Origin of the sequence: Arenimonas sp., assembly GCF_041919775.1 — a bacterium.
In the GTDB taxonomy this organism is placed as follows: domain Bacteria; phylum Pseudomonadota; class Gammaproteobacteria; order Xanthomonadales; family Xanthomonadaceae; genus Arenimonas.
This window is the reverse complement of sequence record NZ_JAYRTE010000029.1, coordinates 1-20,327: the sequence shown is the minus strand read 5'-3', so window position 1 is coordinate 20,327 and position 20,327 is coordinate 1. Positions and strand designations below refer to the sequence as shown.

The window sequence follows — 20,327 nt, the reverse complement described above, 5'->3', positions numbered from 1 at the left end:
AGTCGAATTTCTCTTGACCCCTGAAATCAATCCCGTGGAGGCATAAGCTGGCGTCAAGAGAAATTCGACTCTGACCCCGGTTTTAAAGCATGCGCAGCAGCAGCCAGCACTCGATCCGCTTGTTCCAGAGCCTCGAGCACCCCTGCGGCTACTGGCCGGACCGGCTGGCGCGCGACCTGATCATCGATCCGACCGACCCGCACCTGCCGTCGGTGTACGGCCAGGCGCTGGCGATGGGCTTCCGGCGCAGCGGCGGGCATGTCTACCGGCCCTACTGCGCCGGCTGCCGGGCCTGCATTTCGGTGCGCATCCCGGTCGACCGCTTCCAGCCCAACCGCGCCCAGAAGCGCTGCCTGGCCCGCAACGCCGACCTGGAGACGACCGTCGCGCCCGCAGTGCGCACCGACGAGAATTTCGCGCTCTACCGGCGCTACCTCGACACCCGCCACGCCGGCGGCGGCATGGACGATCCGGCCCCCGAGAACTTCGACGCCTTCCTCGCCTGCCGCTGGAGCCCGACCGAGTTCATGGAGTTCCGGCTCGAGGGCCGCCTGGTCGCGCTGGCGGTCACCGACGTGCTGACCGACGGCCTGTCGGCCGTGTACACCTTTTACGATCCCGCGCTGGTGGCCCGCAGCCTCGGCACCTTCGCCATCCTCGGCCAGGTCGAGCGCGCGCGGCGCGAAAAGCGCGGTTACGTCTACCTGGGCTTCTGGATCGACGGCCACCGCAAGATGGCCTACAAGCGCGCCTACCGGCCGCTGGAATTCCTGGACGGTCCGCGCTGGCGAACGATGCCGGACCCGGAATGAACCACGGCGTCGCGGGCATCGGGCACAATCGCCCCCCATGCACCCTGCCCTTCGCAACGGCCTGCTGGCCCTGTCCCTCTTCGTCCTGGCCGCCTGCCGGGCCAATGCCCCCGTTGCACTTCCGGACGAGCCCGTGAGCCTGCGCGTCGCGACGTTCAATACCTCGCTCTATACCGAAGAGGCCGGCGGCCTGGTTGCCCGCCTGCAGGCCGGTGATGCCGACGCCCGCCGGATCGCCGCGATCATCCAGCGCCAGCGCCCGGACGTACTGCTGATCAACGAATTCGATTACGACGCGGACGGTGTCGCCGCGGACCTTTTCCAGAGCGACTACCTGGGCGTTCCGCAGCACGGCGGCCAGGCGATCCACTACGCCCATCGCTACCTGGCGCCGGTCAACACCGGCGAGCCGAGCGGCCTGGACCTCGACCGCAGCGGCCACGTCGCCACCCGCGGCCGCGCCCGCGGCGACGACGCCTGGGGCTACGGCCTGCACCCGGGGCAGTACGGCATGCTGGTGCTGTCGCGCTACCCGATCGATTCCGACGCCGCCCGCAGCTTCCGCCTGCTGCGCTGGGCCACGATGCCGGGTGCGCTGGCGCCGAAGGACCCGGCCACGGGCGGGCCCTGGTACCCGGAAGAGACCTGGCGGCAGCTGCGCCTGAGTTCGAAGTCGCACTGGGACCTGCCGATCCAAACCCCGCTCGGCATCGTGCACCTGCTGGCCGCGCACCCGACGCCCCCGGTCTTCGACGGCCCGGAACGGCGCAACGCGGCCCGCAACCACGACGAAGTGCGGCTCTGGGCTGAATACATTTCCCCGGGCGAAAAACCCTGGCTGTGCGACGACCAGGGTCGCTGCGGTGGCCTGCCCGAAGGCGAGCGGTTCGTGATCGCCGGTGATTACAACGCCGACCCGGCCGATGGCAGCAGCCTGCCCGGCACCATCCAGCAGCTGCTGGAACACCCGCGCGTGCTCCGCCACGCCACGCCGCGCAGCGAGGGCGCCGTGCTCGCCGCCGGCAACAGCGCCGCCAACGCCGGCCACCGCTCTTCGCCCGAGCACGACACCGCCAGCTTTGGTCCGCGCAACGGCAACTACCGCGTCGACTACGTGCTGCCCTCCGTCGGTTTCAGCGTCGTCGGCAGCGGCGTGTTCTGGCCGGCCCCGGGGCAGCCCGGCGCGGAATGGCTCGACGCCTCCGACCACCGAATGGTCTGGGTGGACCGTCAAACCCCCGCCCACCGGGGGGCGCGCCTCCGGGCGCGATGTGTTTCTGGCCCACCGGCAAAGTCAAAAGATTCGCGCCTGAAGGCGCTCCTACACGGCGGGTTTCAGAGTGACCTTGAGGGCCGCGGCGGCGCGGCGGGCCTTGGCGCGGGCGGCGTCCACGTCGGTATCGCGGGCCAGGGTGACGGCGACGCGGCGCTGGCCTTCGACGCGGGGTTTGCCGAACAGGCGCAGCTGGGTGTCCGGCTCGGCCAGCGCGGCGTCGACGTTGCCGAACTCCGGCACGCCGTGGCCGTTGGCCAGCACCGCGCAGGATGCCGAGGGTCCGAAGCCGCGGATGAGCGGGATCGGCAGTCCGAGGATCGCGCGGGCATGCAAGGCGAACTCGCTCAGCTCCTGCGAAACCAGGGTGACCAGGCCGGTATCGTGCGGGCGCGGCGAGACTTCGCTGAACCACACCTCGTCGCCCTTCACGAACAGCTCGACGCCGAACAGCCCCCAGCCACCCAGGTCGTCGGTGATCGCCCTCGCGATTTCGCGCGAACGCGCCAGCGCCGCATCCGACATCGGCTGCGGCATCCAGCTTTCGCGGTAGTCGCCGTCCACCTGCAGGTGGCCGATGGGATCGCAATAGGAAGTTCCGTCGCGGTGGCGCACGGTCAGCAGGGTGATCTCGTAGTCGAAATCCACGAAACCCTCGACGATGCAGCGGCCCTGCCCCGCGCGGCCACCCGACTGCGCATAGGCCCAGGCCTTGGCGACATCGCCTTCGCCGCGCACGGTGCTCTGGCCCTTGCCCGAAGACGACATCACCGGTTTCACCACGCAGGGCAGGCCGATGGCCGCCACGGCCTCGAGGTATTCGGCTTCGGTATCGACGAAGCGGTAGGGCGAGGTCGGAAGCCCCAGGGTTTCGGCGGCCAGCCGGCGGATGCCCTCGCGGTCCATCGTCAGCCGCGCGGCGCGCGCCGTCGGCACGACGCGCAGGCCCTTGTCGGCCTCCAGCTCAACCAGGGTCGGCGTATGGATGGCCTCGATTTCCGGCACCACCAGGTCGGGCTTTTCATGCGCGATCAGGTCCCGCAGCGCTGCCGGGTCGAGCATGTTCAGCGTGTGCGCGCGGTGGGCGACCTGCATGGCCGGCGCGTCGGCGTAGCGGTCGGCGGCGATCACCTCGACGCCGAAGCGCTGCAGTTCGATCGCCACTTCCTTGCCCAGCTCGCCCGACCCGAGCAGCAGCACGCGGCGGGCGGACGGGGTCAGGGGCGTGCCCAGGGTGACGGAGACGGGATCGGACATGGCGGCGCTTCATCAGGCGGTGAAGCCGGCATTGTAGCGGTGGCCGGCGCGTCGCCGGCCCGCGGTGCTTTCTGTCATGCTCGGCCCCTAGCCTGACGAGCCGACATGATCCGTTTTCCGCACGCCCGCCCCCTCGCCGCGACGCTGCTGTCCGCCCTGCTGCTTGCCGCCGTCCCAGCCCGGGCGGCGCGCTGGAGCGAACCTGAAATCGGCGGCCTGGTGACCCACCGCGCGATCGGCGAGATCAGCGGCCTGGCCGCCGCCACGCACTTCCCCGGCCACTACTGGGCCATCAACGACAGCGGCAGCCCCGCGCAGCTGCACCTGGTCGATGGCAAGGGCCGCCACCGCGGCAGCGTCGAAACGCCCGGCGTGGCCAACCGCGACTGGGAGGACCTGGCCAGCTTCCGCTTCGAAGGCGGCGACTACCTGCTGATCGCCGACGTCGGCGACAACGGCGGCCTGCGCCGGGAACTCCAGCTGTACGTGCTCGAACAGCCGCGCAGTCTCGACGAACCGGCGCTGCTGGCCTGGACCGTGCGCTTCACCTGGCCCGACGGCGCCCGCGACTGCGAAGCGGCGGCGGTGGACCCGGTCGCCGGTGAAGTACTGCTGGTGTCGAAAAAACGCGTGCCCGCGGAGCTTTTCCGGGTGCCGCTGCGCCCCGGCCGCGAACAGGTGGTGGCCGAACGCCTGGGCAGCCTGCCCGGCATCGAACAGCCCAATGCCCAGACCCTGATGGACAACCCGGTCTACGGCCGCTACCGCGCGCAGGTCACGGCCGCCGACCTCAGCCCCAATGGCCGGGTGCTGGCGGTGCTGAACTACCAGTCGGTGCATTTCCTGGTCCGGCCGCGCGGCGGCGACTGGCGCGAGGTGCTGGCTGCGGGCCGGAAAATGCCGCACCTGCTGATGCCCTGGCTGCCCCAGGCCGAGGCCCTGGCCTTCGGTGCGGACGGCGCGGAAATCGTCATCGGCAGCGAACAATTGCCCTCGCCCTTCCTGCGCTACCGGCTCATACGCGAGCCAGGCAACTGATTTAAAAGGATTTACCTCGCCAGGACGGCGGCATGACTTCCGGGGGATGACTTTTGATATCTAATTGATATCATCTCCTCAGTCCTCAGGAGGCCGTCATGAAAGAACAGTCCATCCGCTCCTTCCCCGGCATTCCCGCGCTGCTGTTGCTCCTGCTGCTTTCGGCGCTGGCGGTTTACCTGTTCGCCACCAACCTGCCGGGCACCGGCGGCAGCGTCGCGGCCGTCGTCTCCAGCCTGGTGATCGCGGTCGTGGTGGTCTTCGCGCTCGCGGGTTTCTACATGGTTGAGCCCAACCAGGCCGCCGTGCTGAGCCTGTTCGGAAAGTACGTTGGCACCGTGAAGGACCAGGGCCTGCGCTGGAACAACCCCTTCTTCTCGGCCAAGAAGATCAGCCTGCGCGTGCGCAACTTCGAGTCGGGCAAGCTCAAGGTCAACGAACTCGAGGGCAGCCCGATCGAGATCGCCGCGGTCATCGTCTGGCAGGTCGTGGATTCGGCCGAGGCCGTCTACAACGTCGACGACTACGAGAGCTTCGTGCACGTGCAGTCCGAAGCCGCCGTGCGCGCCATGGCCACGTCCTATCCCTACGACCAGCACGAGGACGGCGCCATCGCGCTGCGCAGCCACGCCACCGAAGTCTCCAAGCACCTGACCGACGAAATCCAGGAGCGCCTGGCCCAGGCCGGCGTGCACGTGATGGAGGCGCGCATCAGCCACCTGGCCTATGCCCCGGAGATCGCCCAGGCCATGCTGCAGCGCCAGCAGGCCGGCGCGATCATCGCCGCCCGAACCCGCATCGTCGAAGGCGCGGTGAGCATGGTCGAGATGGCGCTGGAACAGCTCTCGGCCCGCAAGGTCGTCGAGCTCGACCCCGAGCGCCGCGCGCAGATGGTGTCCAACCTGCTGGTGGTGCTGTGTTCCGAACGGGGCACCCAGCCGGTGGTGAACTCCGGCAGCGTGTACTGAGGCCAGGGCCTTGGCGGAAAAAAAAGCCTACCCGCTGCGCATCAACGCCCAGGTGCTGGACGCCGTCCAGCGCTGGGCCGACGACGAGCTGCGTTCGGTGAATGCCCAGATCGAATACGTGCTGCGCGAAGCCCTGCGCAAGCAGGGCCGCCTGAAGAAGCCCGAAGAGAACGCCGATGACTGACTCGTTCCGAAACTTCGCACTCCCCCCGATCGGCAAGGCGGCGATCTGGTTCGCGGTGGTCCTGGGCACCCTGGTGCCGGCCACCACGGCGCTGATCATCATCTCGCTCGCCAACGCCAGCGGCGACAAGGCCGTGTTCATCCTGGCCACGCAGGCCTTTGTGGCCCTGCTGGTGCTGGCGATCCTGCTGCCGATGTGGCGTCGCCAGGTCGCCTTCGACGGCAGGCAGATCCGCGTGAAGGCCACCTACTACAGCCGGCAGTCGCCGCTGTCGGACTTCCGGCTCGACCAGGCGCGCGTGGTGGACACGCGCGAACACACCGAGTTCAAGCCGAAGCTCAAGACCAATGGCTTCGGCCTGCCCGGTTACTGGGCCGGCCACTTCATGCTGCGCGACCGGCGCAGGGCGTTTTGCCTGGTCACCGATGTTTCGAAGGTGCTGGCCCTGCCGCATGCCGATGGCCGGGTCTGGCTGCTGAGCTTCGAGCACCCGCAGGCCGTGCTCGACATCCTGCGCCGAGCCGCCGGCTGACAGGCTAATCTGGCGGGCATGGGGCCGGTCCGCTACCTGCTGATGCTGTTGCTGCTTGCATGGCCGCCGCCCCACGCGGATGCGGCGGCAAGCGGCGAAGCCGCGCGCCTGGCCACCGCCGACCAGTTCCTGGCGCTGCTGGAAAAAGGTGACTACGAGGCCGCGCAGGCCCGCCTGGCCGGCGCCGCCGCGAAGGAATACACGCCCGGGCGCCTGCGCGCGTCCTGGGAAGCGCTGCCACCGACGCTGGGCCCGCTGCTGGTGCGCCGGCCCGGCCGCCCCGATCGCCTGGGCGGCAAGCCGGCGGTGCTGGTGCGGCTGGAGTTCGAGGAAAAGGCCGTCGAGGCCCGCCTGCGCTTCAACCGGCGCGACCAGGTCGACGGCTTCTGGCTGGTACCCGCGGACATGCGCCTGCCGCTGCCGCCCGCCGCCATCGATGCCCCGCCTCCGGTCGCCACCTCGATGTTCACCGAGCGCGAGTTCCCGGTCGGCGACCTTGGCGGCACGCTCACCCTGCCCCGCGGCGCCGGTCCCTTCCCGGCGGTGGTCATCGTGCATGGCTCGGGCCCTGCCGACCGCGACAACACGCACGGACCGAACAAACCTTTCCTCGACCTCGCCTACGGGCTGGCCGAACGCGGCGTGATGGTCCTGCGCTTCGACAAGCGCACCTGGCTGCGCGCCGCCACGCTGGGCCCGGAGGCCACCGCCGAGGAAGTGCAGGTCCGTGACGTCCTGCGCGCCGTTCGCCAGCTGCGCGCGCTGCGCGAATCCGACGACGCGCGCGTGTTCGTTGTAGCGCACAGCCTGGGCGGCTATATCTCGCCGCGCATCGCCGCCCGCGACCCCGGTCTGGCCGGCCTGGTGCTGCTTGCCGGCCTGGCCCGCCCGCTCTACGAGGCCGTGCCCGAACAGGTGCGCTACCTCACCGCGCGCGACGGTCTGATGACCGAACTCGAAACCGCCTCGCTGCGTGAAGTCGAACGGCAGCGCGATGAAATCCGCGGCTTCGTCGCCGGTGGCCCGGCCCCGCGGCGCCCGATGCTGGGCATTCCCAACGCCTACTGGCTCGACCATGGCCGGATGCGCCCGGTACCCGATGCCCGGGCGCTCGCCAAACCCATGCTGCTGCTGCAGGGCGAACGCGACTACCAGGTAACCGTCGACGACGACCTGCGGCTGTGGCGCGAAGGCCTGGCCGGGCATCCCGACGTCCGCGTCATCACCTACCCCGCCCTGAACCACCTGTTCCTGCGCGGCGAAGGCCCGCCCGGACCCGAAGAGTACCGGCGCGAGGGCCGCTTCGATGCCGCGGTCATCGCCGACATCGCCGCCTGGATTGGGCAACACTGAGGACAGCGGCTAAGCTGCGCGCATGCACGCCCTGGACTGGCACCTGGTGAACAGCGCGGAGGTCGAGGCCTGGCCGGCGCGACTGCTGCGCCCGCGCGCCAGCGCCGATGCCCGCGCCCTGGCCCGGTCCCGCTGGTGCCTGCGGCGCAAACGCGACGGCCGCTTCCTGGCTGCCCTCGACGACGCCGGACACCTGCATGCGCTGTTACCCGGCCTGGCCCGCGAACGGGGCGTGGGCGAGGCGCTGGCGGCCCTGCACGCGCTTCACGAACGCGCCGGCGAACCGCTGTTCCTGCCGCTCGACGGCCTGCTCGGCCACCTCGCCGCGCTCGGCCTGGACGAGACCTATGGCGAACGCACCGGCCTGCCGCTGGTGGCCGAACCGGCGCGGCTGGAATTCGCCGGCTTCGACCGCTACCGCCGCCCGCTGTGGCTGCTGGCGCCGGCCGCGCGCGCCTGGCGCCGCATGCAGGCCGCCGCACGCGACGCCGGCGTGGCGCTGAACGCCATCTCCGGCTACCGCAGCCATGCCTACCAGCTCGGCATCTTCGAACGAAAGCTCGCCCGCGGGCTCACCGTGGACGCGATCCTGGCCGTGAACGCAGCGCCGGGTTACAGCGAACACCACGGCGGCCGCGCCATCGACATCGGCTGCCCCGGCGAGCCGCCGGCCGAGGAAAGTTTCGAGGCCACGTCCGCCTTCGCCTGGCTGCGCGAACAGGCCGATGGCTTCGGGTTCGCCATGAGCTACCCGCGCGACAATCCGCACGGCATCGTCTACGAACCCTGGCACTGGTGCTGGCACCCGGCCGGCTAGCGCCGCTCAGTCCTGCGAGCGTTTCACCGGCGTCTTCTGCGGCGCGGTGAAGTCGGCGATGCGCCAGAGGTAGAGGCCGGCCAGCGTGCGGTAAGGGCCCCAGGCTTCGCCGCGTTCGGCCAGGTCGCGCGGCCTGGGCATTTGATCGAGCTTGTCGAGCAGCTGGGCGCCCTTGCGCACGCCCAGGTCGTCCACCGGCAGCACGTCGGGGCGGCCGAGCTGGAACATCAGCATCATCTCCACCGTCCAGCGACCGATGCCGCGCACGGCGGTGAGCCGTTCGATGATTTCGTGGTCGTGCAGGCGCGCCATTTGTGCGGTGGACGGCACCTCGCCGGCGGCGGCGCGTGCGGCCAGGTCGCGCAGGGCCAGGGTCTTGTTGCCGGACACGCCGCAGGCGCGCAGGCCGGCGTCGTCGATGCGGGCCAGGGTGTCGGCGTGAAGCTTGCCGGCGCCGATGGCAGCCTCGACGCGGCCAACGATGGTGGCCGCGGCCTTGCCGGAGAGCTGCTGGTACAGGATGGCGCGCGCCAGCGCGTCGGTGGGGTCGAAGCGTTTGCGCCAGCGTTCGCCAAGCTCGAGCGGACCGATCCGGTCGATCCAGCGGGCCAGCTTGCGGTCGCGTTTGCGCAGGTGCGCCGCGGCGGTGTCGAGGTCGAAGCCGCGGGCGAAACGGGGCATGGCGGACCTCAGCGGCGCAGGGTGTCGACGGCGACGATCAGCCAGCCGATCATCAGCAGCAATCCGCCGGCCGGCGCCAGCGCGGTGGGCCAGCCGAAGAACACCGCGCCGCACAGGCTGCCGGCGAACAGCAGCATGCCCGTCAGCAGGGCGAAGCCGGCCGCCAGCCGCAGGCGCCCCGCCTCATCGCGCAGCAGCAGCTGCAGCGCCAGGCCATGGCCAAAGGAAAACAGCGCCGCCAGCCCGGCGCGTCTGGCGTTTTCGCCGTCCAGCCCGTGGCTGGCATAGGCGCCCAGCGCAACGGCCAGGCCGCAGGCCAGCGCGCCCGCGGCCGCCCGGGCGCGCGCGGCGCCGGTCACGGCGCCTCCCGGTACTCGTCGATCGAACGCAGCAGGTTGGCGGCCTTGTGCGGCGGCAGCAGGAAACGCCGCCCGCTGAAGTCCGCGCGCCATTCCGCCAGCTGCGCCTCGAGCGCGGCCAGGCGCTGCTCCGGCGGTTCGGCGGCCTCTTCGGCCTTGGCGAACCAGGCCAGGGCCGCCTCGCGGTCCAGCGCCACCGACAGTCGCGCCCAGAGGCCGCGTTCGTCCTGCCAGCTGGCCACGGTGAGCGACACGCCGTCCACGCTTTCAAACACCGCGGTCTGGGCGGCGGCCGGCGTGCCGTCGTCGGCGGCGAAATCGTCCAGCGCCAGCTGTTCCGGCGTACCGGCCGTGGCGGTGGCGACATCGGAGGCGCGCTTCGCGCCGTCGAGCGCGAAGCCGTCGTCCTTGCGCACCAGGCTGAAGGCGCGGCCGGCCGCGGGCGAAACGCGCACGCGCTGGATGCGCGCCAGCGGCAGGTCCGCCAGGCGGCGGTCCAGCCAGTTGGCCGGATCTCGCGCCGGCGCCAGGTCTTCATCGAGCAGCCAGGCCTGCGGATCGCCGGCCAGGCGGGCATAGCTGCCGCCCAGCATGGGATGGTTGCTGCCGACCACCAGCGCCATCGGCTCGCCGCCGCCGGTGAACCGGAGCTCGGCGCCCTTGGCATCGGGACTGGAAATGTCTTCCACGCCAAGGCGCGCGTGCAGCGCCGGGTTGTCGGTCTTGGCTTCGACCCGGCGGGCCTGGCCGAGGCGGTACAGCGCGCGGCTGATCTCGCGTTCGTTGGCGGGCCAGCCCGCGCGTTCGAGGATTTCCCAGCGGCCATCGCCACGCACCAGCGTCACCAGTGCGGTGTCGCCGGCGCCGCGCACTTCGATGCGCTCCAGGGTTTCGATGCGAGCCGCGAAGCCCGGAAGGGCCTCGCCGGCCGCCGCCGCGCCGGACGATGCCTGCCGGTCCAGCGCCCACCAGGCCAGGCCGGCAAGCACCAGCACCGCCACGGCCCAGGGCAGCAGCTGCCGCGCGCGCATGCTCAGGCCTCCGCCGCCCGCCGGCGCGACCAGCGGCGCCAGGCAACCAGCAGCGCGACCAGCACCACCAGCGCCGGCATGCCCAGGATGTTGATCAGCTTGAGCCGGTTGCCCAGCGCGTCGATATCGGCGTTGAGGCGGTGCTGCACTTCCCGGAGTTCCTTGCGCATGCGCAGGCGTTCTTCCTGGAAGCGCAGGATCTGCGCCTGCTGCTCGGCGCTGATCGCCTGCGCCTGGCCTTCGGCGCCGGGCTGCTGCAGGGCGCCGAGCTGCTGCTCGAGCTCGTCGAGCTGCTGCTGCAGGCGCTGTTCGGTGGCGCGGTAGCGCTCCTCGGCGCCGCGGCGGATGCGTTCGACCCGGGTGAAGGGCCGCGCCGACGGTGCGCGCGTACGCACCGAGATCAGGTCGGCGTTGCCGACCAGGTTGTCGACGGCATTGAAGACGAAATCACCGTTGTTGGCGAAGGCGTTGTACACCGGCTGGCCCAGGAAGCCGCTGGTCTGCACCCACAGGCGGTCGGTCAGCACGTCGGTGTCGGCGACCACGATCATGTTCACCGGGCCGTCGCTGGCGGCGAGATGGCCGTCGCTGCCCGCGCGATCCGGGAACGCGGTCTTGAGTTCGCCGGTGAAACGGGCCGCCAGCACCAGCGGATCGGCGCCCGGCCGGAAGCCGTCGCGCAGCGAATCGGGGTCGGACACCGCATCGCGCACGGCGACCACGTCGGCCAGCGCCGCGCGGCGCGAACTCTGCGCCAGCGCCTCCATCTGCAGGCTCGATTCGCGCGTGACGCCCAGGGCGCCGACGGTGGAGAAATGCAGGGTCTGCAGTTCGGCCGAGACCACGTCGTCCTGGTTCAGCGCCTCCTGGCCCAGGCCAAGCACGGCCAGGTGGCGCACCGGCGGACCGTTGGGGTCGGGCTGCACCTGCAGCGCGTGGCGCTCGTCGAGCACCACGCGGCCGGGGTCGAAGTTGATGCCCCAGGCCTGGAACAGCGGCCCCAGGTGCGAGGCCTGCGGCTCGGCCACAGACAGCGGGTCGAGGGGATTGACGGCGCTCTGGTCGGCTTCGGCATCGGGATCGAGGAAGGCGAGCAGGCGGCCACCGCGCAGCACGAACTGGTCGATCGCCACCAGCGTGTGTTCGGGCACGTCCTTGGGATGCACCAGAAGCAGCAGGTCGACGTCGTCGGCGATCTCGGTGGGCATGCCCTGCAAGCGGCGCAGTTCGAACAGCTCGCGCAGCTGGCGGTCGATCACCCAGCCCGGCTCCTGGCGCCCGCTCGGGTCCATGCGCGGACCGGTGGGCAGGCCGCTGATCATCGCGACCACCGGACGGTCGGCGTTGCCCAGCGAGCTGACCAGCTTGGCCACGTCGTATTCCAGGAAGGCTTCCTTGTCCGGCTGGATGAAGGGCATCAGCGACTCGCCGTCGGTGCTGTTGCTGCCGACCAGGCCGAAGTAGAGCTTTTCGCCGGTTTCGCCGAGCGGGATCGCCTGCAGGCCGTAGGCAGCCGCCTGGTCCTCGGCCTCGGAGAACGGCTCGGGATCGATCACTTCCAGGGTGACCTGGCCGCCCGAGCGCGCCGCGATCTCTTCGAGCAGTTCGCGCACGCGCGTGGCGTAGGTGCGGAACTGCTGCAGGTCGCCGGTGGCGTGTTCGGAGTAATAAAGCTTGAGGGTGACCGGCTCGTCCACGCTTTCGAGGATGCGCAGGGTGCCGTCGGACAGCGTGTACAGGCCCTGTTCGGTCAGGTCGACACGGGCGCCGCGCAGGGCCAGCGTCGAGAGCGACACCAGCGCCACGAAGGCCAGCGCCAGCAGAGCAAGGGCGAGCACGGGGGCGGAACGTCGGGAAAACATCGTCATGGCGGTCAGTCGGCCTTCTTCATGTCGATCACCAGCACCGTCGCCCACAGCCAGGCGGCGATGCACAGTACGAAGAACACCACGTCACGCAGGTCGAGCACGCCGCGGGTGATGGCCTGGAAATGGGTGAGGAAACTCAGCCCTGCGAAGGCATCGACCATCGCCTGCGGCGCCCAGCCGCGCACCAGGTCCAGCGCCATCGGGAAGCCCGCCAGCAGGAACAGCAGGCACACGACGACCGTGAGGATGAAGGCGACCACCTGGCTGCGGGTGGCCGCCGAGAGCGCGCCGCCCACGGCCAGGAACGCGCCGGCCATCAGCCAGCTGCCGAGATAGCTGGCGAAGATGACGCCGTGGTCGGGCTCGCCCAGCCAGGCGACGGTGATCCACATCGGGAAGGTCAGCGCCAGCGCCAGGCCGGGGAAGGCCCAGGCCGCCAGGAACTTGCCGAGCACGGCCTGCCAGGGCGTCAGCGGCAGGGTGAGAAGCAGTTCCAGGGTGCCGGCCTTGCGCTCCTCGGCCCACAGCCGCATCGCCACCGCCGGCGCCAGCAGCAGGTAAAGCCAGGGGTGGAAGCTGAAAAAGGCCTGCAGGTCGGCCTGGCCGGCTTCGTAGAAGTTGCCGAGGTAAAAGCTGAAGGCGCCCGCCAGGACCAGGAAGATGACCAGGAACACCAGCGCCAGCGGCGTGGCGAAATAGGCGCCGAACTCGCGGCGCAGCACCGGCCAGACGCCGTTCATGCCTGCTCCTCCGGGGTCGTGATGCGGCGAAAGACCTCGTCCAGGCGGCCGCGTTCGGGCTGCAGGCCGGTGTGTTCGACGCCGCGCTGGCGGAGCCGTTCGGCCACGGCGTCGGTCGAGACCGGCCGGCCCTGCGGGAAGACGTACAGGCGGCCGTCGCTGCTTTCCTGGTGGAAGCCGCTGACGCCGGGCATGCCGTCGAGCGCGGCGCGGGCGGCGATGCTGTCGGCCGCCAGCAGCGACACCGCCCCCTGGTAGCGCGAACGCGCCAGCAGTTCGGCCGGGGTCGCGTCGGCGAGCACCTTGCCCCGCGCGACGATCATCGCGCGGCTGCACACCGCCTCGACTTCCTCGAGGATGTGGGTGGACAGCAGCACCGTGCGGTCGCGGGCGAGTTCGCGGATGAGGCTGCGCACCTCGTGCTTCTGATTCGGGTCCAGGCCGTCGGTGGGTTCGTCGAGCACCAGTGCCGGCGGGTCGTGCAGGATCGCGGCGGCCAGGCCGACGCGGCGCTTGAAGCCCTTGGACAGAGTGTCGATGGGCTGGTGCAGCACATCCTGCAGTGCCAGCCGGCCGATGACCGCGTCGAGGCGGGCACGGCGCGCGTCGCCGCGCAGGCCGCGCACATCGGCGATGAAACCCAGGAAGCCCAGCGGGCCCATTTCGCCGTAACCCGGCGCGCCTTCGGGCAGGTAGCCCAGGGCCCGGCGGGCGGCCATCGGGTCGGACTGCACGTCGTGGCCACAGACGCGGGCGGTGCCGGCGCTGGGCGCCAGGAAACCCGCGATCATCTTCATCGTGGTGGACTTGCCGGCCCCGTTGGGCCCCAGGAACCCCAGCACTTCGCCGGGTTCGACCTTGAAACTGATGCCATCCACGGCCAGCAGGCGGCCGTAGCGTTTGTGCAGGGCATTGGCTTCGATCATCGGGTCCGGATTCTCATGGTCTCCACGAAAAAACAGGGCGGGCTTGAAGGCCCGCCCTGCGTGTTGGCTTATTCGGCGGACTCGGTCTCTTCCGCGTCGGCCGGGGCGTCTTCGTCCCCGGCTTCCGCGTCGGCGTCCTCGCCCGGCGGCGGGGCCGCGCCTTCCGCGACCGGCTCGGGCACCAGCTGCACCGCGGCGCCCGGCATTTCACCGGCGACCTTCACCGGCCAGTAGACCTGGAACTCGGCGGTCTCGGACAGCATGTCCTCGATCTCGATGCGGTAGTCCTCGTAGGGACGGTCGGCGGTTTCGGCGCCGCGCACGATGGCCCAGGCACGGATCAGGTCGCGAACGCGCGGCAGCGCCGGCGCCGGACCCACGTAGGTGGTGGTGACGGCGCGATGGGCCGGGACCTGCAGGTAGACCACCGGGTTGGCGGTGTTGTTGCGGCCGGGGTTGATCGCGACTTCCAGCACCTCGGGCATCGTGGTCGTGTCGAGCGGCGCGTCCAGGGAGACCGGCTCCTGGGCGATCTCGGCGACCAGATCCTCGGCGTCGGCGGCATCGGCGGTGGCGTCGTCACCCTCGGCGGCGGCCTCGCCGTCCTCGGTCGAAGCGACTTCCTCGCCCTCGGCGGCGGCTTCTTCCTCGCCGGCCGGGCCGGTGCCTTCCGGACGGACCGGCATGACCACGTCGAAGCCGTACGCGTCAGCGCCGAACTCGTTGGTGATGATGCGCAGCGGGCCGGCGGGCTCGAGCTTGTTCTCTTCCATGACCTGCTCGATCCACTTGAGCTGGTTGGTCATGGCCAGGGCGATGTCGTCGTTGGCGCGCTTGGCGGTAGCCGTGGCCGACAGCACGTTCGCGGCCGGCAGGTCGACGAAGGCGAACTCGGCGTCATGCTGGCTGTAGTCGAAGCGCGGGATGGTGGCCATCAGGTTGCTGAACTTGCCCAGGCCGACCTTCATGTCGTCGCCGATGTTGTCGGTGACGTACAGGCCGGCGTAGCGGCCCAGCAGGTCCCAGCCGTAATCGACGGTGTAGGTCTGGGTGATCTTGACGTTCTGCTTGCGTTGGCCGGTGCGCTCGAGGTCGAAGGTCATGCGCTTGTTGGTGCCGCGGCCCTCGGTGTCGAGCTCGTAGACGATCTTCTCGCCCGGCTCGAACTCCACCAGCTTCCAGCTGCCGTTGCCCACGCGGGCATCGTCGGAGCGGAAGGCCAGCGTGGCGCCGACGCCCGACTCGGGGCCGGACACGTCGAACTTCATGCGCGGGTCGTGGTTGACCAGCGCGTTCCAGTCACGAAAACGGGTGTAGCTGGTCAGCACGTCGGTGACCGTCGACATCGGGCGGTTGGTTTCCACGGAGTGGGAAACCGTGCGCGACGCCGGCAGGAACAGGGCGATCACGACGAACAGCACGGCGACGATCAGCAGGGAAACAAGCCACTCGATAACTCGGGTCATTCGGGGATTCTCCAGGAACGGCCCCCAGCCGGAGGACGTGCCCGGCCGCAGGAACGGGAGAGGATATCAGGTCAGGACGGCCCCCGGCAGGGGGTTTTTGTTACGACCGCGACAAGGCCACCGGACGGCCCCGCACGGACCTAGACCAGCTTGAGTTCGAAGGCCTTGAGCACCGCGCGGGTGCGGTCGCGCACGCCCAGCTTGGACAGGATGTTGGACACGTGGTTCTTCACGGTGCCCTCGGCCACGCCCAGGGAGTTGGCGATTTCCTTGTTGGAGAAGCCGCCGGCCATCAGGCGCAGGATCTCGGTTTCGCGGTCGGTCAGCGGATCGGGCTGGTCGAGGCTGACGAAGTCGTTCTGCAGGCCCTCGAGCCCCGAGAGCAGGCGCTGGGTGACCGCCGGCTGCACCAGCGAACCGCCTTCGGCCACGGTCTGGATGGCCGAGACCAGCTGGTCGAGCGAGACGTCCTTGAGCAGGTAGCCGCGGGCGCCGGCGCGGATGCCGGCCAGCACCAGCTGGTCGTCGTCGAAGGTGGTCAGGATGATCGTCGGCGGCAGCTGGCCCTTGGCGCCCAAGGCCTGCAGGGCTTCCAGGCCGGACATCACCGGCATGCGCATGTCCATCAGCACGACGTCGGGCTTGATCTCCGGGATCAGCTCGACCGCCTGCCGGCCGTCGCCGGCCTCGGCCACGACTTCGATGTCGTCGGCCAGCTCAAGCAGGGACTTCACGCCCTGGCGCACCAGGGTCTGGTCGTCGACGAGGCACACGCGGATCATGCGGATTTCTCCAGTGGAATTCGGATGTCGAGCGCGAAGCCCTTGCCGCGCCCGGTGATGATATCCACCCGGCCGCCGCAGCTGGCCAGGCGTTCGCGCATGCCGCGTAGGCCGTTGCCCGGCGCCAGGGTCTCGGCGCCGGCGCCGTCGTCGCGGGCCTGGATGTGCAGGCCGCCGGAATCACGGCCCAGGCTCAGCCAGAGCGTCGACGCGCCGGCGTGGCGCACGGCGTTGGTGATGATTTCCTGGGCGCAGCGCAGCATCACGTGCGCACACTCCGGGTCCTCGACCAGCAGCGGCTCGGGCATGTCCAGCCGGATGTCGAGGGCGGGCACGCCTTCGGCCAGGGTGCGGATGGCGCCGCTGAGGTCGACGGCGCCGTCATGGCGCATCTCGCTCACCGCCTCGCGCACGTCGGTCAGCAGCAGCTTGGCCAGGGTGTGGCTCTGGCGCACGTGCTCCTGGGCCTTGCCCTCGGTGAGGTGGCCGGCGACTTCCAGATTGAGGCTAAGCGCCGTGAGGTGGTGGCCGAGCAGGTCGTGCAGCTCGCGGGAGATGCGCACGCGTTCGCTCATCCGGGAGCTTTCGGCCAGCAGCGCGCGGGTGGCGCGCAGTTCGGTGTTCAGGCGGCGCTGCTCCTCGCGGGCCTGGGACTGCTGCATTGCGATCAGGCCGATGACCATGGCGAAGCTGGAATAACCGACGTAGGTCATGGCCTGCATGATCGCGAATCCCAGGGTGAAGCCCTCGGACCGGATGAACACTGGGATCAGGGCGACGTGCTGCACGATCAGCCAGGCCACGCCGACCCGGACCGGCACCATCCACGGGATGACGCCCGCGGTCACCATCATCAGGATGGCGCCGAGGCCGGTGCCGGTCTCGGCGCTGACCAGGATGGCCGAAAACGTGAGGGCCGTCAGCAGCAGCAGGTCGCTCAGGCGCTGCTGGCGGTGGCCCAAGGTGCGGGTGATCTGCCAGTAGATCAGGCCGAATGCGAAATGCGCCCCCACCGCGACGGCGGCGCGCGGCGTCGGTCCCACCGCCGCCTCGCCCTCCTCGGGCCCCAGGTACCAGATGAGCACGAACAGCGGGATGCCCACCACCACCCAGGTGAACAGGCCGGCGTAGCGCAGCAACTGGGTATGGGTGAGCCGGTTCAGCATCCGGGCATCTTACGGCGGTCGGGCGCCGGTGCACGCCCCCGGAAGTCATGCGGCCCCGCCCGCCCCTTCCCGGGGCGCCCGTGCGATAATCCCGCCCCGATCGCCCGCCTCCCGGCGGCCCCAACGCCATCGGAGTTCGTAGTCCAATGCCGATCACCATCCGCGACGTGCGCGAGCACGAGCTGGATTCCGTCGTAGCCGTGAACAATGCCGCCGGCCCGTCCATCCTGCCGATGGACCTGGCCAAGGCCCGCTTCTTCTGGGAACACGCCGAGTATTTCCGGGTCGTCGAGCAGGACGGCCTGGTGTCGGGTTTCCTGGTCGCCCTGGGCCCGGATGCGCCGCACGACAGTCCCAATTTCCTGTGGTTCCGGGAACGCTACCCGGACTTCCTGTACATCGACCGCATCGTCATCGCGCGGCCCCGTCGCGGCGGCGGCCGCGGCCGGGCCTTCTATGCCGACGTGCAGAGCTACGCCGAAGTGCGCCGGCCGCTGCTGGCCTGCGAGGTCTTCCTGCAGTCGGGCAACGACCCGGCGCTGCTGTTCCACGGCCATTTCGGCTTCCGCGAGGTCGGCCAGAACGTGATGCAGGGCGAGGGCATCCGCGCCTCGATGCTGCTCAAGGAAATGTGCAGCTATCCCTTCGTCGCCGAGACCTACGGCGGGCGCCTGCCCGACGTCGACTGGCTGCGCCCCCGCCCCCTGCCCGGCCACCGGCCGGTCCTGGCGACGGGGACCTGAGATGGCGGCCAGTCCCGATTACGAACAGGCCGGTGAGCTGAAATTCGGCCAGGTGGGCATCGCCAACCTGCGCGTGCGCACCCTGGACGCCCGGCGCCTCGCCGACGAAATGGCCGACCGGGTCCGGCGGGCGCCCAAGCTGTTCGCCCGCGCCGCGGTGGTGGTGGATTTCGGCGGCCTGAGCCAGTGCCCCGATGCCGCCGAGACCCGCGAACTGCTCGACGCCCTGCGCGGCGCCGGCGTGCTGCCGGTGGCCCTGGCCTACGGCACCAGCGCCGTCGAAGCCCTGAGCCAGGAAGTCGGCCTGCCGCTGCTGGCCAAGTTCCGCGCCTCCTATGAACGCGACGGCGAACTGCCGGCCGCGCCCTCGCCGGCCCCGGCACCCGCGGCCCGCGCAACGGAGGCGCCCGCGCCCGCCCCGGCGGCCCCGGTGGCCCGTCCGGAACCGGGCCTGGTTCACCTGCACCCGGTGCGTTCCGGCCAGCAGGTGTATGCCCAGGACCGCGACCTCACCCTGTGCGCCACGGTCGGCGCCGGCGCCGAAGTCATTGCCGACGGTTCGATCCACGTTTATGGCGCGCTGCGCGGGCGTGCCCTCGCGGGCGCCTCGGGCGTGAGCTCGGCGCGCATCTTCTGCCGTGAGTTCCATGCCGAACTGGTGGCCGTCGCCGGCCACTACAAGGTGCTCGAGGAAATCCCGAAGGAGCTGCTCGGCAAGCCCGTGCAGATCTGGCTCGAGCATGACAAGCTGCGGATCGAACAGCTCGGCTGACCCCCCCAACAACAGACGCCCCCAGGGCGCATACGCGTTACGGAGAATAGAGTGGCTGAAATCATCGTGGTGACCTCGGGCAAGGGCGGCGTCGGCAAGACGACCTCCAGCGCCAGCCTGGCCTGCGGCCTCGCCCGGGCCGGCAAGAAGACCGCCGTCATCGACTTCGACGTCGGCCTGCGCAACCTCGACCTGATCATGGGCTGCGAGCGGCGCGTCGTTTACGACTTCGTCAACGTGGTCAACGGCGAGGCCAGCCTTCGCCAGGCCCTGATCAAGGACAAGCGCTTCGAGAACCTGTTCGTGCTGGCTGCCTCGCAGACCCGCGACAAGGACGCGCTGACCAAGGAAGGCGTCGAGAAGGTGCTCAAGGACCTGGCGGACGACGGCTTCGACTTCATCGTCTGCGACAGCCCGGCCGGCATCGAAAAGGGCGCGTTCCTGGCGATGTACTTCGCCGACCGCGCGGTGGTGGTGGTCAACCCGGAAGTGAGTTCGGTGCGCGACTCCGACCGCATCCTGGGCCTGCTTTCGAGCAAGACCAAGAAGGCCGAGGAAGGCGGCCGCGTGCAGGAGCACCTGCTGCTGACGCGCTACAGCCCGCGCCGCGTCGAGGCCGGCGACATGCTGTCGATCAAGGACGTGCAGGAAATCCTTGGCCTGGAGGTGGTCGGCGTCATCCCCGAATCGCCCGAGGTGCTGCAAAGCTCCAACGCCGGCGTGCCGGTGATCCTGGACGAGGCCTCGCCGGCCGGCCAGGCCTACACCGACGCGGTCGCCCGCATCCTGGGCGAAGAGCGCCCGATGCGATTCACCACGGTCGAGAAGAAAGGCTTCTTCTCCAAGATGTTCGGGGGTTGAGCCATGGGCCTTTTTGATTTCCTCACCCAGCGCAACAAGAACACCGCCAGCACGGCGAAGAACCGCCTGCAGATCCTGATCCAGCAGGAGCGCAGCCTTCGCAATGCGCCGGATTACCTGCCGGTGCTGCAGCGCGAGCTGCTCGAGGTGATCCGCAAGTACATCAACGTCGACGCCGACGCGGTGAAGGTCGACCTGCACAAGGACGGCGACAACGAGCTGCTCGACATCTCGGTGGCCCTGCCGGACAAGCCGGCCGCCGCCAACGGCTGATCGCGCCATGACGGGCGAGTCCACGACGGCACCGGCACCCGCCGGTGCCGGTGCCGTTGCCGCCTCCGGGGCCGGCGTGCTGCGACTGGCCGACATCTGCCTGCAGGCCCCGACGGCGCTGCTGGCCGAATTCGGCCTGGTGCTTGCGCCGGTGCCGGACGGCGAGCCGATTCCCGGCAGCTACTGGGGCGAATGCGAAGCCGGCCTGATCGGCACCACCGTCCATGCCCGCGGCGACACGCCCGTGCACTCCCTGCTGCACGAGGCCTGCCACCTGATCGTGATGCCGCCCGAGCGCCGCGCCCGGGTGCACACCGACGCCACCGACTCGGTGGCCGAGGAAGACGCCACCTGCTGCCTGCAGATCCTGCTGGCCGACCGCCTGCCCGGCGTCGGCCGCGACCGGCTGATGGCCGACATGGATG

The 20,327-nt window shown here is 70.2% G+C and carries 22 protein-coding genes and 1 pseudogene; 13 read left to right on the top strand and 10 right to left on the bottom strand.

Annotated features, from left to right (window positions below; translation table 11 throughout):
• Positions 1 to 89: 89 nt before the first annotated feature.
• A complete protein-coding gene (locus tag ACE3TE_RS12235) occupies positions 90 to 812 on the top strand; it encodes an arginyltransferase (protein WP_374605355.1) in 723 nt (240 codons plus the stop codon).
• A 37-nt stretch (positions 813 to 849) separates the two neighbouring features.
• A pseudogene (locus tag ACE3TE_RS12230) lies at positions 850 to 2,040 on the top strand (endonuclease/exonuclease/phosphatase family protein); the annotation flags it as partial.
• Between the two features lie 93 nt (positions 2,041 to 2,133).
• On the opposite strand, the gene purT reads toward ACE3TE_RS12230, so the two are convergent.
• Positions 2,134 to 3,342 carry a formate-dependent phosphoribosylglycinamide formyltransferase gene (purT, locus tag ACE3TE_RS12225; protein WP_374605353.1) on the bottom strand — a complete coding sequence of 403 codons (1,209 nt, stop codon included), beginning with the start codon at positions 3,340 to 3,342 and terminating at the stop codon, positions 2,134 to 2,136.
• 105 nt (positions 3,343 to 3,447) lie between these two features.
• Here purT and ACE3TE_RS12220 point away from each other — a divergent pair, with 105 nt between their 5' ends.
• The 6 genes from ACE3TE_RS12220 (at position 3,448) to ACE3TE_RS12195 (ending at position 8,234) form a co-directional block, all read left to right on the top strand.
• On the top strand, positions 3,448 to 4,380 hold the full coding sequence (locus tag ACE3TE_RS12220) for a hypothetical protein (protein ID WP_374605351.1): 933 nt from the start codon (positions 3,448 to 3,450) through the stop codon (positions 4,378 to 4,380).
• Positions 4,381 to 4,478: 98 nt separating this feature from the next.
• A complete protein-coding gene (locus ACE3TE_RS12215) occupies positions 4,479 to 5,348 on the top strand; it encodes an SPFH domain-containing protein (RefSeq protein WP_374605350.1) in 870 nt (289 codons plus the stop codon).
• A 10-nt stretch (positions 5,349 to 5,358) separates the two neighbouring features.
• Positions 5,359 to 5,532, top strand: a complete 174-nt coding sequence (locus tag ACE3TE_RS12210; protein WP_374605348.1) for an Arc family DNA-binding protein — start codon at positions 5,359 to 5,361, stop codon at positions 5,530 to 5,532.
• Positions 5,525 to 6,064, top strand: coding sequence for a hypothetical protein (locus tag ACE3TE_RS12205; RefSeq protein ID WP_374605346.1), 540 nt, complete (start codon positions 5,525 to 5,527; stop codon positions 6,062 to 6,064). Before ACE3TE_RS12210 ends, ACE3TE_RS12205 begins: the two co-directional genes overlap by 8 nt.
• Before the next feature lie 18 nt (positions 6,065 to 6,082).
• Positions 6,083 to 7,417: an alpha/beta hydrolase family protein gene (locus ACE3TE_RS12200; protein ID WP_374605345.1), complete on the top strand. Its 1,335-nt coding sequence runs from the start codon at positions 6,083 to 6,085 to the stop codon at positions 7,415 to 7,417.
• 22 nt (positions 7,418 to 7,439) lie between these two features.
• On the top strand, positions 7,440 to 8,234 hold the full coding sequence (locus ACE3TE_RS12195) for a M15 family metallopeptidase (protein ID WP_374605343.1): 795 nt from the start codon (positions 7,440 to 7,442) through the stop codon (positions 8,232 to 8,234).
• Positions 8,235 to 8,240: 6 nt separating this feature from the next.
• Here ACE3TE_RS12195 and ACE3TE_RS12190 read toward each other — a convergent pair whose 3' ends face one another.
• The 9 genes from ACE3TE_RS12190 to ACE3TE_RS12150 all read right to left on the bottom strand — a co-directional run bounded on the left by ACE3TE_RS12190 (position 8,241) and on the right by ACE3TE_RS12150 (position 17,253).
• On the bottom strand, positions 8,241 to 8,915 hold the full coding sequence (locus ACE3TE_RS12190; protein WP_374605341.1) for a DNA-3-methyladenine glycosylase: 675 nt from the start codon (positions 8,913 to 8,915) through the stop codon (positions 8,241 to 8,243).
• Between the two features lie 8 nt (positions 8,916 to 8,923).
• The gene (locus ACE3TE_RS12185; RefSeq protein WP_374605339.1) at positions 8,924 to 9,274 is read right to left on the bottom strand and encodes a DUF423 domain-containing protein; all 351 of its coding nucleotides are present in this window, start codon (positions 9,272 to 9,274) and stop codon (positions 8,924 to 8,926) included.
• Positions 9,271 to 10,305: a DUF4340 domain-containing protein gene (locus ACE3TE_RS12180; RefSeq protein WP_374605337.1), complete on the bottom strand. Its 1,035-nt coding sequence runs from the start codon at positions 10,303 to 10,305 to the stop codon at positions 9,271 to 9,273. The genes ACE3TE_RS12185 and ACE3TE_RS12180 overlap by 4 nt, the downstream gene beginning before the upstream one ends.
• A gap of 2 nt (positions 10,306 to 10,307) precedes the next feature.
• Positions 10,308 to 12,143, bottom strand: coding sequence for a GldG family protein (locus ACE3TE_RS12175; RefSeq protein WP_374605335.1), 1,836 nt, complete (start codon positions 12,141 to 12,143; stop codon positions 10,308 to 10,310).
• A gap of 35 nt (positions 12,144 to 12,178) precedes the next feature.
• On the bottom strand, positions 12,179 to 12,913 hold the full coding sequence (locus tag ACE3TE_RS12170) for an ABC transporter permease (RefSeq protein WP_374605334.1): 735 nt from the start codon (positions 12,911 to 12,913) through the stop codon (positions 12,179 to 12,181).
• Entirely contained in the window at positions 12,910 to 13,839 is a 930-nt protein-coding gene (locus tag ACE3TE_RS12165; RefSeq protein WP_374605332.1) for an ABC transporter ATP-binding protein, read from the bottom strand. Before ACE3TE_RS12165 ends, ACE3TE_RS12170 begins: the two co-directional genes overlap by 4 nt.
• 68 nt (positions 13,840 to 13,907) lie before the next feature.
• Positions 13,908 to 15,305 (bottom strand): SRPBCC family protein, encoded by a 1,398-nt coding sequence (locus ACE3TE_RS12160; RefSeq protein ID WP_374605330.1) that lies wholly within the window; start codon positions 15,303 to 15,305, stop codon positions 13,908 to 13,910.
• A gap of 140 nt (positions 15,306 to 15,445) precedes the next feature.
• The gene (locus ACE3TE_RS12155; RefSeq protein ID WP_374605328.1) at positions 15,446 to 16,087 is read right to left on the bottom strand and encodes a response regulator; all 642 of its coding nucleotides are present in this window, start codon (positions 16,085 to 16,087) and stop codon (positions 15,446 to 15,448) included.
• Positions 16,084 to 17,253 carry a sensor histidine kinase gene (locus ACE3TE_RS12150; protein ID WP_374605326.1) on the bottom strand — a complete coding sequence of 390 codons (1,170 nt, stop codon included), beginning with the start codon at positions 17,251 to 17,253 and terminating at the stop codon, positions 16,084 to 16,086. Before ACE3TE_RS12150 ends, ACE3TE_RS12155 begins: the two co-directional genes overlap by 4 nt.
• A 146-nt stretch (positions 17,254 to 17,399) precedes the next feature.
• On the opposite strand from ACE3TE_RS12150, the gene ACE3TE_RS12145 reads away from it, so the two are divergent.
• The 5 genes from ACE3TE_RS12145 to ACE3TE_RS12125 form a co-directional block, all read left to right on the top strand.
• Positions 17,400 to 17,996 carry a GNAT family N-acetyltransferase gene (locus ACE3TE_RS12145; protein WP_374605325.1) on the top strand — a complete coding sequence of 199 codons (597 nt, stop codon included), beginning with the start codon at positions 17,400 to 17,402 and terminating at the stop codon, positions 17,994 to 17,996.
• A 1-nt stretch (position 17,997) separates the two neighbouring features.
• Positions 17,998 to 18,768, top strand: coding sequence for a septum site-determining protein MinC (gene minC / locus ACE3TE_RS12140; RefSeq protein WP_374605323.1), 771 nt, complete (start codon positions 17,998 to 18,000; stop codon positions 18,766 to 18,768).
• A gap of 51 nt (positions 18,769 to 18,819) precedes the next feature.
• Complete coding sequence (gene minD, locus ACE3TE_RS12135) at positions 18,820 to 19,629, top strand: septum site-determining protein MinD (RefSeq protein ID WP_374605321.1); 810 nt, start codon at positions 18,820 to 18,822, stop codon at positions 19,627 to 19,629.
• 3 nt (positions 19,630 to 19,632) lie between these two features.
• Complete coding sequence (gene minE / locus ACE3TE_RS12130; protein ID WP_374605319.1) at positions 19,633 to 19,902, top strand: cell division topological specificity factor MinE; 270 nt, start codon at positions 19,633 to 19,635, stop codon at positions 19,900 to 19,902.
• A gap of 7 nt (positions 19,903 to 19,909) precedes the next feature.
• Positions 19,910 to 20,327 (top strand): hypothetical protein (locus tag ACE3TE_RS12125; RefSeq protein ID WP_374605317.1); only part of this gene is annotated, 418 nt, incomplete at its 3' end.